13 protein-coding genes are annotated in these 16,196 nt (G+C 36.0%); all 13 read right to left on the reverse strand.

Annotated features, from left to right (window positions below):
* Window positions 1-51 precede the first annotated feature (51 nt).
* Window positions 52-1,335 (reverse strand): alkaline phosphatase family protein, encoded by a 1,284-nt coding sequence (locus AC4IFE_RS08800; protein WP_490756437.1) that lies wholly within the window; start codon window positions 1,333-1,335, stop codon window positions 52-54.
* A gap of 85 nt (window positions 1,336-1,420) precedes the next feature.
* Window positions 1,421-2,263: a GNAT family N-acetyltransferase gene (locus AC4IFE_RS08805; protein WP_490756438.1), complete on the reverse strand. Its 843-nt coding sequence runs from the start codon at window positions 2,261-2,263 to the stop codon at window positions 1,421-1,423.
* Window positions 2,264-2,403: 140 nt separating this feature from the next.
* A complete protein-coding gene (locus AC4IFE_RS08810) occupies window positions 2,404-3,189 on the reverse strand; it encodes a T9SS type A sorting domain-containing protein (protein ID WP_490756440.1) in 786 nt (261 codons plus the stop codon).
* A 4-nt stretch (window positions 3,190-3,193) separates the two neighbouring features.
* A complete protein-coding gene (locus tag AC4IFE_RS08815) occupies window positions 3,194-3,724 on the reverse strand; it encodes an ankyrin repeat domain-containing protein (RefSeq protein WP_490756441.1) in 531 nt (176 codons plus the stop codon).
* The gene (locus AC4IFE_RS08820) at window positions 3,721-4,266 is read right to left on the reverse strand and encodes a YceI family protein (RefSeq protein WP_490756442.1); all 546 of its coding nucleotides are present in this window, start codon (window positions 4,264-4,266) and stop codon (window positions 3,721-3,723) included. The genes AC4IFE_RS08815 and AC4IFE_RS08820 overlap by 4 nt, the downstream gene beginning before the upstream one ends.
* A gap of 10 nt (window positions 4,267-4,276) precedes the next feature.
* The gene (locus AC4IFE_RS08825) at window positions 4,277-4,618 is read right to left on the reverse strand and encodes a c-type cytochrome (RefSeq protein WP_490756443.1); all 342 of its coding nucleotides are present in this window, start codon (window positions 4,616-4,618) and stop codon (window positions 4,277-4,279) included.
* A 1-nt stretch (window position 4,619) separates the two neighbouring features.
* A complete protein-coding gene (locus AC4IFE_RS08830) occupies window positions 4,620-5,462 on the reverse strand; it encodes a DUF5777 family beta-barrel protein (RefSeq protein ID WP_490756445.1) in 843 nt (280 codons plus the stop codon).
* 126 nt (window positions 5,463-5,588) lie between these two features.
* Window positions 5,589-6,239 carry a Crp/Fnr family transcriptional regulator gene (locus AC4IFE_RS08835; protein WP_490756447.1) on the reverse strand — a complete coding sequence of 217 codons (651 nt, stop codon included), beginning with the start codon at window positions 6,237-6,239 and terminating at the stop codon, window positions 5,589-5,591.
* A gap of 242 nt (window positions 6,240-6,481) precedes the next feature.
* On the reverse strand, window positions 6,482-8,632 hold the full coding sequence (locus AC4IFE_RS08840; protein WP_490756449.1) for a TonB-dependent receptor: 2,151 nt from the start codon (window positions 8,630-8,632) through the stop codon (window positions 6,482-6,484).
* Between the two features lie 37 nt (window positions 8,633-8,669).
* Window positions 8,670-9,227 carry a hypothetical protein gene (locus AC4IFE_RS08845; RefSeq protein ID WP_490756451.1) on the reverse strand — a complete coding sequence of 186 codons (558 nt, stop codon included), beginning with the start codon at window positions 9,225-9,227 and terminating at the stop codon, window positions 8,670-8,672.
* 10 nt (window positions 9,228-9,237) lie between these two features.
* Window positions 9,238-9,717, reverse strand: coding sequence for a hypothetical protein (locus AC4IFE_RS08850; RefSeq protein ID WP_490756453.1), 480 nt, complete (start codon window positions 9,715-9,717; stop codon window positions 9,238-9,240).
* A 2-nt stretch (window positions 9,718-9,719) separates the two neighbouring features.
* The gene (locus AC4IFE_RS08855; RefSeq protein WP_490756455.1) at window positions 9,720-12,566 is read right to left on the reverse strand and encodes a T9SS type A sorting domain-containing protein; all 2,847 of its coding nucleotides are present in this window, start codon (window positions 12,564-12,566) and stop codon (window positions 9,720-9,722) included.
* A 320-nt stretch (window positions 12,567-12,886) separates the two neighbouring features.
* A complete protein-coding gene (locus AC4IFE_RS08860; RefSeq protein ID WP_490756457.1) occupies window positions 12,887-15,757 on the reverse strand; it encodes a T9SS type A sorting domain-containing protein in 2,871 nt (956 codons plus the stop codon).
* Between the last annotated feature and the right edge of the window lie 439 nt (window positions 15,758-16,196).

Raw genomic sequence — 16,196 nt, forward strand, 5'->3', positions numbered from 1 at the left:
CACCTGCGGTGCGCCGAAACTGTTTTAACTCAATCCATAACCGAGATAGATTTATTTTTTCTCTTTTAAAATTCCTTTTAAAACCTTCAGTTTTCCATCAACAGGCTGGTCCGTTTTCAGGCCTAAGATTTCAGTTACCAAAGGGTATACATTAACATTAGCAAATTCACTGATTACCAGATTATTTTTGAATTCAGGGCCCCAGGCATAGAATGTAGCCTTCATTTCAGGGACAATCTTTGGATTATAACCGTGTTTCCCTACGGATGTTTTCTTGCCTTTTTCTAAAAATATTTTCGGAGCCTTTGGGATCAGAAGGATCTGCCCGATTCTGTCATATTTATCATCTCTGGTTGCAAAATGCAGGTATTTAGGCAATTTTTTGTCCAGATATACTTCATAATCATCTGTTCTATTGGCTTTCAGCTCTTTATAAACGGCTTTAACCTCAGCAGGATTTTTGACATATACTCTAAGCAAGGTCTGGGAATTGTAAAAATCGAATCTGTTTTTATCAAGAAGCATAGCCGGAATTTCCAGTGGAGCTCCACCATCCACTTTTATCATCCCGTGATCGGAAACAAAAATAAAGTTGACATTTTTCAGGCCAAGGTTATTGACTTTCTGAACAAGCTCTCCAATAGCGCTGTCAATCAGATGAACTGCATCCTCTGTTTCAGGACTATCCGGACCATAATGATGGCCGCTTCCGTCAACTTCCGGAAAATACAGGGATATAAAATGTGGTCTTTTTTCTTCAGGAAGCTTCAGCCAGTTCACGACTTTATCCACTTTTTCGGAAGGTTTAAATTTTTCATGATACGGATAATAATAGGAAGGTCTCATTCCTCCTGCATTGCTTGCAGAACCTACCCACATCAGAGATGCAGAAATCATTCCCTGCTTTTCAGCCAGCGACCACAGCGGGGTTCCGCCATACCAGCTGCCGTCTTCAGCATTTTTTTTATTGCTCATCGCGTAAGGCTCTTTTCTTTTGTAGTCATAGAAAAAATTATCAATCAGGCCGTGATGGGAAGGATAAAGCCCCGTGATCAGGCTCCAGTGATTGGGAAATGTAATGCTTGGATAGCTTGGAATCATTGCGTCAGCCTGGACCCCATTAGCCGCCAGCTTCAGAAGATTTTCAGCATTGTATTTTTTAGCGTAATCATACCGAAAGCCATCAGTAGAGATCATGATGACATAAGGTTTTGTAAGGGCCTCAGCACTGTTGGTACGGCCGGAGATAACTATCTGAGCGGTATCTATATTTGTCTGTTGGGCAGAGATGACCAAAGAAAAAAGCAGCAGTAAAATTTGTATTCCTCGCTTCATTATTAAAATTTTCGGCAAAGTTACGGTCTATACTGCTCCCGGGAAAGTTTATCAGATTAAAAGTATATTAAAACAGATTAAAATTTTAAATATCCCTTTTCATTTCAAACTGGGACACCCAATTTTTAAGCCCGGCTGCATGTAGAAAGGCAGAAGTATTTTCCGAAGTATCGTCTACATTGTTTACAGAAATAGCCTGACCTTCATTCATCTTCTCTATTGTGCTCAAAAGTTTTGTGCCAATCCCCTGTCTTCTGGAATTTTTATCAACAGCAATCTGGTAGATTTTTTTAGCAGCAGGATTGTAAACGATATATCCTTTAAGCTGCTCATCTTTATACGCTCCAAGAATTGCACAGCTTTGGCGGATATTCTCAAGTACCATTACCGAGCTTTGCCATGATGGCTCCATATCCCAGAAAGACTTGAATTTTTCCCATTGAAAGTTTCCAATTTCTTTTATTGAAATATTGGGATCCTTTTCTTCAAGATTAATAATTCCGTTAAAGCACAACAGCTTCCGTACGATTTTAAAGCCTAAATTTTCATACGCTCTGATAGCAGGATCATTACCTTCGATCACTTCAAGACTTAGCACGTCTATTTTCCGTTCTTTGGATATGGAAAGAATATAATCGTACATTTTTCTTACCAGGCCCTGTCCCCTGAATTCCGGGATGATGCCGGTACCTCCATTATATGCTATGCTCTTTCCATTTTCCTCTTTTTCGGCATGAAGGATAAATCCTGACAGCTTTCCTGCTTCAAATGCACCTGCAGACAGATTCAAATCTATTTTATCTGCTGCAATTTTCAATTCAAGCTGTTCCAATGACAGGTGGAAGGGAACAATATAATCTGAAAAGGATCTGTTAAAGACAGATAAAAGCTCATCTGTAGCAATATTTTTTAAATTTCCGATCTCCATAGCTTATTTTTATCCAAAAACTATCAAAGGTATAAAAAACGTTTATTACTACGGAAATACAACATTCCAAATATTGCCGCAGACAAATAAAAAATGCCTCCGGATATCAGAGGCATTGGGATGAATTATAATTTTATGTATTATTCTTTAATCAGTTTCTCATACGTCAGACTTCCGTCTTTTAAAGTGATCTCAAAATAATAAATTCCCGGCTTCAGATCTCTGACATTAATGTCTTCTCCTTCCGGTTTTACAGATCTTACTTTTCTTCCTGCCGATTCATAAATATCAACAGACTTTATTTTATCTATATTTTTGATACTAACCGTTTCTTTAGCAGGATTTGGATATAGAACGGTCTTTTTACTTTCCGATGCATTAACATCATCTACGCCTAATACTGTGTTAAAAGAAACTGCAGTAGTACCACAACTATCTGCACCATGATAACCAACAGTAAGACTGCCTAATCTTCTTGCATAAGCAATATTCAATGGACTATTTGGTGGAAAATTAAATACATAATCATTAGCATCACCAGTATTTAAAGCTCTTGTTCCTATTACGGTCCGCACTCCTGATACTACTGTATTAGATGTTACTGTCCAGTTTTGAGTTGCATCTGTTGCAGGTGCTGTAAAACTTCCAGTAAAATTTCTATCAGTAAAATTTGTACCATCAAAAAGAATAACATCTCTGCCTGCATCAGACATACCTGTAGCATTAAACGCCAAGCCAAGCCAACTTGTTGATGGGCCTATAAGTGTAACTGTAACCAACGTGCTTGTTACATCTATTTTAGCAGAATATGTTAAATCTGTTCCTCCGTTAGAAAAAAGAGATACAGTTCCTGTTGAATATGTTTGACTTTTTATATTAGAAAAGGCAAAAAATCCAATTAGTAATAATGTAATTTTAAGTTTCATATGATCAATTTTTTAGTAGGTTAATAATATCCTGGTTTTTTGAAAATAAAGCGTATTCAAAAATAGTTTTCCCCTGTTTATCAGATAATGTTTTATTGGCTTTGTTCTTTAGTAACAGCTCTACTATTTCCCTGTTCTGGGACTGAACAGCGTAGATCAGCGGAGTTATTCCATTGGTATCCGCAATGTTCGGGTCAGCCTTATTTTCCAGCAATTTTTGGGTAAGATTCTTATCTCCTTTAAAGACAGAAGCCGTTAAGGCCGTTCCTTCCCCGCTTGCATAGTTTATGTTTTTAACGTGGGTAATCAAAAATTCTGCAACAGGGGTATTTCCCCGGTAACACGCTAAAATAAGTGTCGAAAAACCATTTTCATTGGTTTTGTTGATGATATCCGGATCCTGCTTCATGAGCTCTTTCACTTCAGCTACTGTTCCGCTTCTGGCAATATCAAATATTGATTTTACTTTTTCCTGTGCAGACATGGTAGAAAAGCTCAGGAAAATACTTATAATGATGATGATGATATTTTTCATTGTTTTGTCATTACATAATTGTATTCTACATTGACACTTTCAGCAATCTTTTTGGTGACCATTTTTGGAATTGTCACCTTGTGATCAGCAGGTTTTGCCACAAAGCTTCCCTGCATATAGATCTTCCCATCTTTGCTGTAAACAGAAGCTGCGGAAGAAACGGCCTTGTCTACACCATGAAAATTCAGGGTTCCCTGAACGGTATACTTTTGTGGTGAGGCTGTAAGTTTGGTTTTGTCAAAATTCAAAATCTTTCCTTTGAAGGTTGCCTTAGGATATTTTGCTGTTTCTGCATAGCTTTCATTGAAATGCTCTTCCATTAATTTGGTTTTAAAATGAAAGTTCTTCACAGCGGAAACGGAAGCCATTTCCCCGTTATCTGTATTCAGAACAACCACATTGTTGTCATCTTTAGCATATACATCTTCGAACAGCGGCACGGATGCCTCAAAGGTTACACTGCCTGTTTTTGAACTGTATTTCTGGGCTGAAGCAAAGCCTGTGAAAAACAGTATACTGCTTATTACTATGAGTCTTTTCATATCGGATATTTTAATTTTCAGCAAGCCCGTCGGCTTTCCATTTTATAAAGGTGTTAATCTGGGTCTGAGATAAGGATCCGCCCTGCGGCATTTTTCCCGGATCTCCGTTGGGTCTCTGTATCCTGTCTAGAATACCATCAATATTGTTTTTTACGTCTGTATAGGTCGTAAGAGGCTTAAAACTTCCTGCAGAATGACATCCGATACAGTTGTTATCAACAATTGACTTTACGTCGGAATTGTATTTTACAGTCACTGTAATTGGGGTATTATCTGAGATCTCCTCATAAGTCCTGCTGTCACAGGCAGTAAACAGGGTGGCTGATGATAGTAGGTATAGTATCTTTTTCATCTTAAAAAACTCTGTAAAGGTTAAACCCAAAGAAAATCTGCCCCTTTCCCCACTTTCCTACGGCATTGGAAAGATATCCTATATCCGAATTGATTTGGGAATTGCTGAATAAAAGCTGGAAAACATGTCCCCCGGTTTCTATATCCATCCCCAGTGAGAGCGGATTTTTATAGAAACTGTGATTATCAAAATTCACAAAATATTCTGCGTTGATGGAAATTCTTTTGGAAATTTTGTAGCGCCCTCCCAACCCGGTCAGGAACTGGTTTTTATCTTCAATAGCCGGATCATAAAGATTTTTATGTATATATGAAGGGCTTAGCTGCAAAGAAAACTTATCATTGAATCTTCTGGAGATTAATGCCTGGGTAAGATAAGATAGCCTGTCGCCGAATCTTAGATGGGGATAATTGTCCTTATCAAGGTCTGTATTTAAAGCCATCACATTATAGCCTACAATATCTGCCGGAAAATTTTCAGTCTGATTTACAAGTTTATATTTTACGGCGCCTTCAAAAGTTTTCATATTTGTTTCTCTGGAAAGGCTGACTGAAATACCGTCTGTAACACCGTAAATAACCCCTAGTTTGGTAGAGGCATCGTCCAGGCCGAAAAAGTTTTTAAATCCCGTACTGATATCTCCGAAACGGTGAGCCACAACAATGTACCATTCATTTTTAGCAGAGAGCTTTGTGGATTGCCCTGTGACGATCTGCAAAGCTTTAAAAGCCGGCTGTGAAGTTGATGTGGTTGTTTTGAGAGTGTCAATATCTTTTAGCAGATCTTCCTGTGCTGAAACAAGACCTGACACCAATACCGACAAAAATAAGAGAGTTTTTGTCATATACAATTTGAATTAAATTATGATATAACAAACTTATCGAGTTATCGATTTAAAAGTGTGTGATAAAAGTCACCATAAAAATTGTTTTTATCAATGATAAAAGCAAAATAATTAAAACCCCACATATTAGACGCGCCTAACATTTTCATTCACAAGGATTTTGATCCCTTCTTTGGTCTGAAGAATTTCACCTTCGTTTTCAATTTTTTTCAAAACTCTGCTCACAACTTCCCTGGAAGTGCCTAAATTGTTGGCTATTTCCCGGTGTGTAATTTTTAAAGTGCTGCTCCCAGTCGCTGAAATCTGCTGTCGGATATAGTTCAGAACTCTTTTATCAAGTCTGTGAAACACAGCATCATTTACCATATTCATAACATCTGAGAAGCGTCTGTCATATTCATGATAAAATACCCTGTTGATCTCAGGAAAACGGATCAGCCAGCCGTGGATCACAGAAACAGGAATGAGAATAACTTCGGATTCTTCTTCTGCAACAGCATACACTCTGCTGGTATAATCTGTAAAGATGGACGAAAAGGTCATCAGGCAGCTGTCATTGGGTTTTATGTAGTAATAGATCAGCTCTCTCCCATCATTGAGAGTAAAGACTTTTATAGAACCCTTAATGAGAAAAGGAACGTATTTATTTTTTTGCCCTTCCCTGATAATTTCTGTTTTTGATTTTATTTCAGTAATAACTGCATTGGCATGCAGCTCATTTAAAAAATCATCTCCTAAAAAGCCAAATTTATTGAGAATAAATTGATTATTTATCATATCTGTTATATCATATCTAAACAAATTTAGAAAAATATAAGTATAAGAATGAATAAAATTATTTTAACAATTGATTATTTTAAAAAGACTGCTCCACTTTTGTGAAACAGTCTTTTTAAAATTCATATTTAGTTCTGAAATAGCGATACAACCACTATTTAACTTCAGATGCACAGACCATTATAAATCTATAAAAAGAAATTTGCTCTGGCTTAATTATTCAGATTTTTCAGAACTAGTCATTATAATCTGTATTTTAAATTCAGCCCATAAAAGAAATACGATTTGTTTGGACCAGGGTTAAGATCCGTGGCGAGTCCTTTTGGGTAACCATTTCCTGTATCAGAATCATTAATACTGTTTCCTAAGAACAGGAATGTATAATTGATTTGATTGGTTAAATTATTTCCCATGATATAAGCATCCACATCAAATTTTCCAAAAGTTTTTTTATATCCTAATTTAGAATTAAGTAAGCCAAAATCTTTTACGAGATTGGTATTTTCAAAATCTGTGTATACATTGCCCAGATAATTATAAGTATTTACGAGATAAAAGCCAGGTTTTGTATATAAATCCAAACCGACAGCATATTTATTTCTGGGAACCCCGACAACAGTTTTATGATCGTAAGTTTGTTCGCCGCCCAATAATCTTGTTTTGAAATCTTTATATTTTGCGTCGTAATAAGAAAGATTCACAAAGGGAGCGATTTTGTTAAGGAATGAGTTGTCATTTTTGTACAGGTAACCAACACTTACTTCCAGACCACTATTTTTCTGACTTCCTGTATTTGCCCAATAGGTCTGGTTATTAGAATTAGGTATTGTGAGCTGAGTTAATTTATTAGAATAATCAATTCTGAACAAAGAAACCTGATAATCCAGCTTGGTATCTAATAAAAGTCCGTGTACACTGAAATCTACCATTTTAGCACGTTCCGCCTGCAGATCATTATTAGCGGTATTTGTATAATTTATAAAAGATGAACCTGCAGTAGGAGCATTGTATCCTTCACTATAGCTTAGATTAAAAATCTGATGTTTCCATTCTTTTTGTAAAGCAAAATGTGGAGTATAAGCCGTTTCATACTGTTTTCCGAAAGACTGATCTTTTTTTCCTGCAATTAATCCGGGAAGCGCATACAAATCCTTTCTGTCATAATTAGTTTTATTCGCACTTACTCCTGCAAGTAAAGTTAAGCCCCAAGGTTTATATGTTAAATAATCTATTGCGAAATAAGTGGCCTGATTATTATTATACTTAAAATAAGAAGCTCCCGATATTCCTGTAGTTTCCAGCGGATTTGTAATTGACCCTGTAAAACGGTAGCTTGAAGTTGTAGACATTGAATTCTGAATTTCTGCCCCAAAGTCCAACCTGTTCTCGAAGTCTTTGAATCCATTTTTCAGAGTAAATGTGGAACGCAAACCTACATTTGGTGAGCTTGATACTCCGTAAGCTCCTGCAGAAATACTTTCTGTATTTCCATTATAGTAAAATATGGTCGTGTAATTTCTAAGGTTCGGAAGAATATTAACAGAGTTGCTAAGCCCTACTCTGGTAGATTTTATTTTTGTTCCCGAATTTTTACGAATATAGGCCGGATTTCCGTTATCGATTCCTGCATAATAATCGTCATAAGAAATTTGTCCCGAAGTGTGCTCGTAAGAATATGCCTGGCTTCCAAAAAAACTTAACTGATCATTTTTTCCAAGCTTTACTGTTCCGTTTACGTTAAAAAAGTTTTTTAACCCACTTCCGTTCGGTCTGTAACCATCAGTTTCAAGATGACCATAAGCTGCGTTAACCGAATAGTTTTCATCAGCAACATTCAGCTGAGTACGGGACTGAAATGTTTTAAAAGCACCTACCAAAACATTTTCGGAAACTGTAATGCCTTTTGTAAAATCAGGACGTGTATAAAACCGAACCACTCCGCCTACTCCGCCGCCATACATTGTTGCTGCAGGGCCTTTGATAACCTCAACATTATTGACGTACGCAAAATCCAAATCATCCAAAATGGTGATTCCTTCAGCATTTGTTAATGGCATATTATTCCAATATGCTTTTACCCCCCAGTTATTAAACTTCTGATCGTTTCCATATCCACGAACAACTAATCTCTGACCTCCAAAATTAGTCCGTTTATCAACTTGTAATCCGGACATTGTAGATAACGTCTGTTCAATGGCAGCAGGATTGTTCCTGTTTAATTCTTCTTCCGAAAGTGTTTCTACAGATTGTGCATGTCTTTTAAATTCTGCACGTTCCTGCTTTATTTTTTTTCTTCCCTGGATAGCAACTTCTTCTATATTGCTTTCTGATGATTGTTGGGCATTTGCGATTACACAGCTAAGCAAAGCTGCAATGCATATATATTTTTTCATTGATTAAAAAATTAATTATTTGTCGTTTTTAAATGTTTTATAGCAGGTTGAAAACACCTTCCGGAGGCGGAATTATAATTGACAAACAAGATGTACTTTTTAATCTTTTTAAATATTCTGATTTTTGTTTTAAATGAAATATGTTGAAAACCCGCAATTCTCCACCATCAAAAAAAATAAAAGAATTGGAAGTTTTTACTATCTTTTTTCCTTGTAAAGGCACACCGAAATGTCGCCATGCAACTATTTTCTTGGTAACGAAAAAAGCAGAGAAATTCAATATAGAATTAAGGACAATGTCTTTTTTATCCAGGTAACAATAAAAATATTTAGTCCCGTTTATAAAATTAATGTTGATGACATCATAAGAAAAGCCATTGAGAATAAATTCTTTCTCCTCTTTCCATTCTGCTTTTACTAAATCTTTTTCAGAAAAACAGATCGTTTCAGACTTATTAAATTTACGTTCTAAAATATGAGATTGTGTTTTTTCGTATACTTCAGTTTTAATATAGGAAATAACAGGATGAATCATATTAAAAAATACGATTACTAAAGGAATAAATAAAAATGTAAAGAATAGTTTTTTGTGCAAAATGAGAAAATTATTGTCTTTGAGGAATTAATTCTCCATCAGGTTCTGCCGAAATAAATTTCGGAATATTTATTTTGTAAAGCTTTTTGGAATCTTTTACCATATATTCTACCCAATTTTCTTTTGGATTAAATTTTTGAGTATGCATTGTATTTTCCACAGGCGATCCTGAAGGCATGGTTTCAAAATTATCTGCCTGATCTGTACTTTGTAAATTACCTTTTATAGTAATTAAATTGCCAGAATTGGTTTGAGTAAAATTGATGGTATTTCCTTCCGCTTTCAAAGATTTAATACGGATATTATCTTTGTTATTCTTTGATTTTAATATAACTTTATAAACCGTTCCTCTCACTCCTGGTCTTCCTCCAAACCAATCTTTTTTTTCTGCGGAAACTAAAATTACACGATCCTGATATAATGAGGAAACCGGCGCTTTACAGGAAAACGCCAGTATCCAAAATATGATTATAAATAATTGATTATTCATTTTTAATTATCTTCTCCATCATCAGTTACTTTGCTTAAAACCAGATAATTTCCACTGTAAATAACTTCACCTTTGGATTCAGCTTTCAGGATGTAATTTCCAGGAGTTAATCTTTGACCAAATTCTTCATCAGATTTTACATTTTTCTTACTGTAAACCACTCTTCCCGATGCATCAAAAATACTTATATCTACAAAACTGTATTTAGTAGAATCAAATCGTAAATGCGAAATTCCTTTTGAAGGATTCGGATATAATTTTGTTCCGTCTTTTTTAGATTTTACATCTCCTGTTGCCAATGCAACTACTGTGTTTTGATTAGTCCAGGCTCCTCTTCCGTAAGTAGACACCAAAACTGTTCTTGTTGCAGGCCGGTAATCTAAATTGGTAATTCTTATATTTCCAATATTTCCGCTAATGGAAGCCCAGGTCGGCGATGCAGAAAGGAAATTGGTTGTGCCCCATACTCCCATTTCTGTTCCTACGATTACTTCATTGGCATCGTCAGGATTTCTTAAAACCGTTCTTACCGGCATATCAGGAAGATCACCTTCTTTGTTTTGCCATGTAGTTCCTCCGTCGGTAGAATAGAATATACTTGTAAGATTATAATTAGATAATGTCGCAATAATTTCACTCTCGCTTGATCCAAATTCTATGTCAGAAATTGTTCCTGTAGCAGGAGATGTTATAGCCGTAGAAACATACGAAGTTGTATCGGCATTGGTGATTTTAAAGATCCTTCCCAAATTAGTTCCTACAAACAATGTCGTAGATGCAGCTGTATAAGGAGAAACTTTCATCCAGGAAATCTGTTCGCCGCTTTGTGCTGTTCCTACCGTTACTATATTATTCGTAAATGTTGTTGCTGTTGCAGATAGTCCACTTGTTCTGAATAGAGTTAATCCTGAACGGTAAGAATAGAAAACATTGTTTATTCTGTCTAAAGCAATCTCATTTACAAAATGCCCGTAAGCATTTCTATTAGCACTTGAGATAAGATAATAGGTATTGTTTGTCAGTAAGTAATGATTATTGTACACATAGCCTGCAATTTCATAATCATCCTGATCATCATATTCTGTATACATTCCGTCTCCTCCTGTAGCAGACTGACTGGTAAGGAAGTTGTTAGCCTGTGGAGCACCATACAACCACCATGAACCATTATCCTGTGCACCGGCTAATAACTCTTCATTAGCTGGGGTTTTTATAGGATTAAGCATTGCGCTGTAAAACTGTGTTACATTATATCTCCTATTTCTCACTGAAAAACCGGTAGTTGAAGCAATATTATTTTTATTGGCTACAAAAAAAATTCCTCCGTCATTTCCAAACATCATCTGATTGGTAGCATAGCTGTTAAAAGGATTAAAAACTATTGCGTGCTGATCGGCATGTACAGTTGAAACCTGTAAAGCAGCCATATTATTGTTGTTGGACCATTTTGAGATCTGTGTCCAGCTTACTCCGCCATTGGTTGATTTATACAGGTCAATTCCTCCTGCATATAGGGTATTGTCATTTTGAGGATCTGCTGCAATAACTAGATCATATGAAGATTGTCCTCTTGTAAAATCATTCGCCGGAATACTGGTATCTGTAGCAGTAGGCAATGTTACCACTGGTGAGGCATCATTGGTTGCCTGCCACGTAGTTCCTCCATCTGTAGATCTTGCAATACGTACCGGCTCCGAAGTACTGTTTGCTCCCTGCATAAGAGCATACACTTTATTGGGATCTGTTTTTGAAAGACTAAAGTTTACTCTTGATCCTGCATTTACAACATTATAAACCTGATTAAAATTATTACCATCTGCTGATTTAAAAATTCTGCCTCCTGAATCTATATTTGTGAATCGGGAACTTCTGGTAGAAACCCATACTGAATTATCCGCACCTATTTCTATCTGTTGGATAGAATATCCTGTAGTACTGGTTGTACCGGTAGTTGTATTTAAGGCAAGTAAGTTGCTGTTCTTGGTAAATGTTGTACCACCATCCGTAGACTTGTATAATCCGGCCTGGCTTAGTCCCTGCCATCCGTCATTAAAAGAAATCCCTACATAAGCACCACTTACTCCGGCATATACTTCTGAAACACCATTATTATTTCTTACTTTAATATCATTGATATAAAAATTACCGTTTCTGATCCCATTAGTATATGTTGCCGGTATGGTAAAAATCTGTGTCCAGGTTGTACCACCATCTGCAGACTTCCATATTCCTGAGCCTATGGCATCACCAGTTGCAGATTCTCCGGTACCTACATAAATAACCTGGGGATTATTCGGATCATAAGTAATACATACCACAGAAGTATTTGCCCAAAATGTACTTAGCGGCATCCATTCATTGGTACTTATCGAAGGGTCCTGATTCACCCAAAGTCCTCCGGAAACCCCTCCTGCAAAGACCCTTTTACCTGCAGGATCATTAGGATCAAACATAATTGCCCTTGTTCTTCCTCCTACACTATAAGGGCCTCTTTCGACCCAAGGTTCATTTACTATTTTCGCTGTAGAAGAACTATTGCCGGAAATAAAAGACATCCGCTTGGTAGGGGCATATTTTCCTGCAGTGATGTCTTTATTTACTTTTACAAGTCCTTGAAAATTTGTTTGCCCTGTAACCGGATCCATTGTCCTCTTGTAATCTTCTTCATTATATGGATTAGGTGGGATACCCGCAGCTTTTCCCAGTTTATGCTGTTTTTTTAGATCTTTATCATATTTCGCATAGAGTTGCTGTAACTGCTTCACATCAGCTTTCGTTTTACTTTGAGCAGAAATACCGGTAATTCCTAAAAATAAAATTACGGCAATAGAAAATAATCTTTTTTTCATATTTTTTTTATAAATATAATAAACTTTGATATAAATATCACAAAATTTAATAAGATTTATTAATGATAAGTTGTTATTTTTTTAGGATATGGAGTTATATTCTTATAAAATCAGAAGAAGTTAAAGTTTAGAAATCGTAAGAACATATTTTATTTGGACTAAAAAATCATGATATTGTGTGTTGTATATTTCACTTTGATATAAGAAATAACGGGATGAATCACATTAAAAAACACGATCCTGATACAATAAAGATACTGGCATTTTACAAGAAAACGCCAGTATCTAAAATATCATTATAAATAATTGACTATTCATTCTTAATCATCACCATTACCATTTACTTTTCCCAGTATCAGGAAGTTTCCGCTGTATACTCTTTCTCCTTTGGCTTCAGCCTTCAGAACGTAATTTCCGGGTGCTAATCTTTCACCGAATTCTTCGTCAGACTTCACATTTTTCTTACTGTATACCAATCTTCCCGATGCATCAAATATGCTTATATCTACCGTATTGTATTTAGAACTATCAAATCTCAAATGAGAAATACCTTTTGAAGGATTTGGATATATTCCGGTAACATATTTTTTAGATTTCACATCTCCGGCCGCTAAAGTAGTTGGATTCTGTAAAGTATTCTGAGTTGTCCATAATCCTCTTCCAAAAGTAGAAACTAATACGGTTCTGGTAGAAGGTCGGTAATCTAAATTGGTAATTCTTACATTACCAATATTCCCTGTAATTGAAGCCCAAGTTGGCGACACAGAAAGAAAATTGGCTGTTCCCCAAACTCCCATTTCTGTTCCTATGATCACTTCATTGGCATCATCAGGATTTCTCAATACTGCTCTTACAGGCATATCAGGAAGATTACCTTCTTTGTTTTGCCATGTAGTTCCTCCGTCGGTAGAATAGAATATGCTTGTAACATTATAATTAGATAATGTCGCAATCATTTCACTTTCGTTTGCTCCAAATTCTATATCAGAAATTGTTCCTGTTGCAGGAGACGTTATAGCCGTAGAAACATAAGAGGTTGTATTGGCATTCGTTATTTTAAAGATCCTTCCCAAATTAGTTCCTACAAATAATGTGGTAGATGCGGCTGTATAAGGAGAAACTTTAAGCCATGATACCTGCTCGCTGCCTTGTGCTGTTCCTACAGTAATAGTTGAATTCGCAATATTAGGCGTAACAGCAAGTCCTGTTACTCTAAAAAGAGTCAGCCCAGAACGGTAAGAATAGAATACATTATTTGTTCTGTCTAAGGCCATTTCATTAGCCTGATGTCCCATATCTCTGTTTGCACTTGTTAATATCAGATTATAACGGTTGGTACCTGTCAGTAAATAATGACCATTTTTTGGAGAGCTCCCAATTTCATAGTTATCCTGATCATCATATTCTGTATACATTCCGTCTCCTCCTGCGGCAGACAGACTGGTAAGGAAGTTGTTAGCCTGCGGAGCACCAGACAGCCACAATGAACCATTATCCTGCGAACCGGCTAATAACTCTTCATCAGCAGGAGTTTTTATAGGATTAAGCATTGCGCTGTAAAACTGTGTCACATTATATCTATTATTTCTCACTGAAAAACTGGTAGGTGCAGCAATATCATTTTTATTGGCTACAAAAAAAATTCCTCCGTCATTTCCAAACATCATCTGATTGGTAGCATAGCTGTTAAAAGGATTAAAAACTATTGCGTGCTGATCGGCATGTACAGTTGAAACCTGAAAAGTAGCCATATTATTGGCGTTAGACCATTTTGAAATCTGTGTCCAGCTTACTCCGCCATCGGTTGATTTATACAAATCAATTCCTCCTGCATATAGGGTATTGTCATTTTGAGGATCTGCTGCAATGACGAGATCAGCAAAAGATTGTCCTCTTGTAAAATCATTCGCCGGAATATTGGTATCTTTAGCAATAGGCAATGTTACCACCGGTGAGGCATCATTGGTTGCCTGCCACGTAGCTCCTCCATCTGTAGATCTTGCCATACGTAACGGTTCCGAAGTGGTGTTTGCTCCCTGCATAACAGCATACACTTTATTAGCATCTGTTTTGGAAAGACTAAAGTTTACTCTTGAAACAGTATTTCCAACATTATAAACCTGATTAAAAGTATTACCATCTGCCGATTTGAAAATTCTGCCTCCTGAATCGATGTTTCCAATTTTTGAAGCTCTAGTAGAGACCCAAACAGAATTATCCGCTCCAATTTCTATCTGCTGAATAGAATATCCTGTGGTACTTGGAAGTCCTGTTGTGGTATTTAATGCTAATAAACTGGTATTCTTTGTAAATGTAGTTCCACCATTCGTAGATTTATATAATCCCGCCTGGGCTGTTCCCTGTGTCCCGTCATTGAATGACATTCCTACAGTAGAACCGCTTACTCCTGCATAGACTTCTGAAGTACCGGCATTATTTCTTACTTTAATATCATTGATATAAAAATTACCGTTTCTGATCCCATTAGTATATGTTGCCGGTATGGTAAAAATCTGTGTCCAGGTTGTACCACCATCTGCAGACTTCCATATTCCTGAGCCTATGGCATCATTAGTTGTAGTGTCTCCGGTACCTACATATAAAACTTGTGGATTATTCGGATCATAAGTAATACATACCACTGAAGTATTGGCCCAAAATGTGCTTAACGGAGCCCATTCATTGGTACTGATTGAAGGATCCTGATTTACCCAAAGTCCTCCGGAAACCCCTCCTGCAAAGACCCTTTTACCTGTTGGATCATTGGGATCAAACATAATTGCCTTTGTTCTTCCTCCTACATCGTAAGGGCCTCTTTCAATCCAAGGTTCATTTACTATTTTCGCTGTAGAAGATCCAGATGCATTTGCAGTGATAAAAGACAGTGGCTTTGTAGGAGCATATCTTCCTTGAGCAATCTCCTGATTCAGCTTGGCAAGCTTATAAAAATTAGTTCCACCTGTAACCGGATCCATTGTCCTCTTGTAATCTTCTTCATTATATTCATTAGGCGGGATTCCTGCAGTTTTTTCCAGTTTATACTGTTTTTTATGCTCTTTTTTTAGATCTTTATCATATTTCGCATAGAGTTGCTGTAACTGCTTCACATCAGCTTTCGTTTTAATTTGAGCAGAAATACCGGTAATTCCTAAAAACAGAATTACGGCAACGGAAAATAATTTTTTTTTCATATTTTTTTTATAAATTTAATAAATTCCAATATAAATAAAACAAAATTTAATGAGATTTTTTAACGATAAATCATTATTTTAGGTCAAAGCATTAAAATAATTTAATTTAAAAAGCATAAAATCATATTTTAATATTTTATTTAAGCAAATTCTATATTTTATAAAAAATTATTATATTTATTTGAAATAAATGAAATATCTTCGGTATCTTTTAAAAATATTTTCAATAATTTAATTAAAATCCTTGTTTTTTTTTGCGTTTTATTTGAAAATTGGCTAATATTCAACGCGCTTAACTTGTTGTTATTTTGTCAGGATCGGGAGTTATATTCTCATTAAGGCAGAAGGAGCCGCAGTTTAGAAATCGAAAGAATACATTTTATATTGAATCAAGAAATCATAAAAAATGATTTCAGTCAGAATTTAAACAAAAAAAATG

This window comes from Chryseobacterium sp. UF-81 (assembly GCF_058245105.1).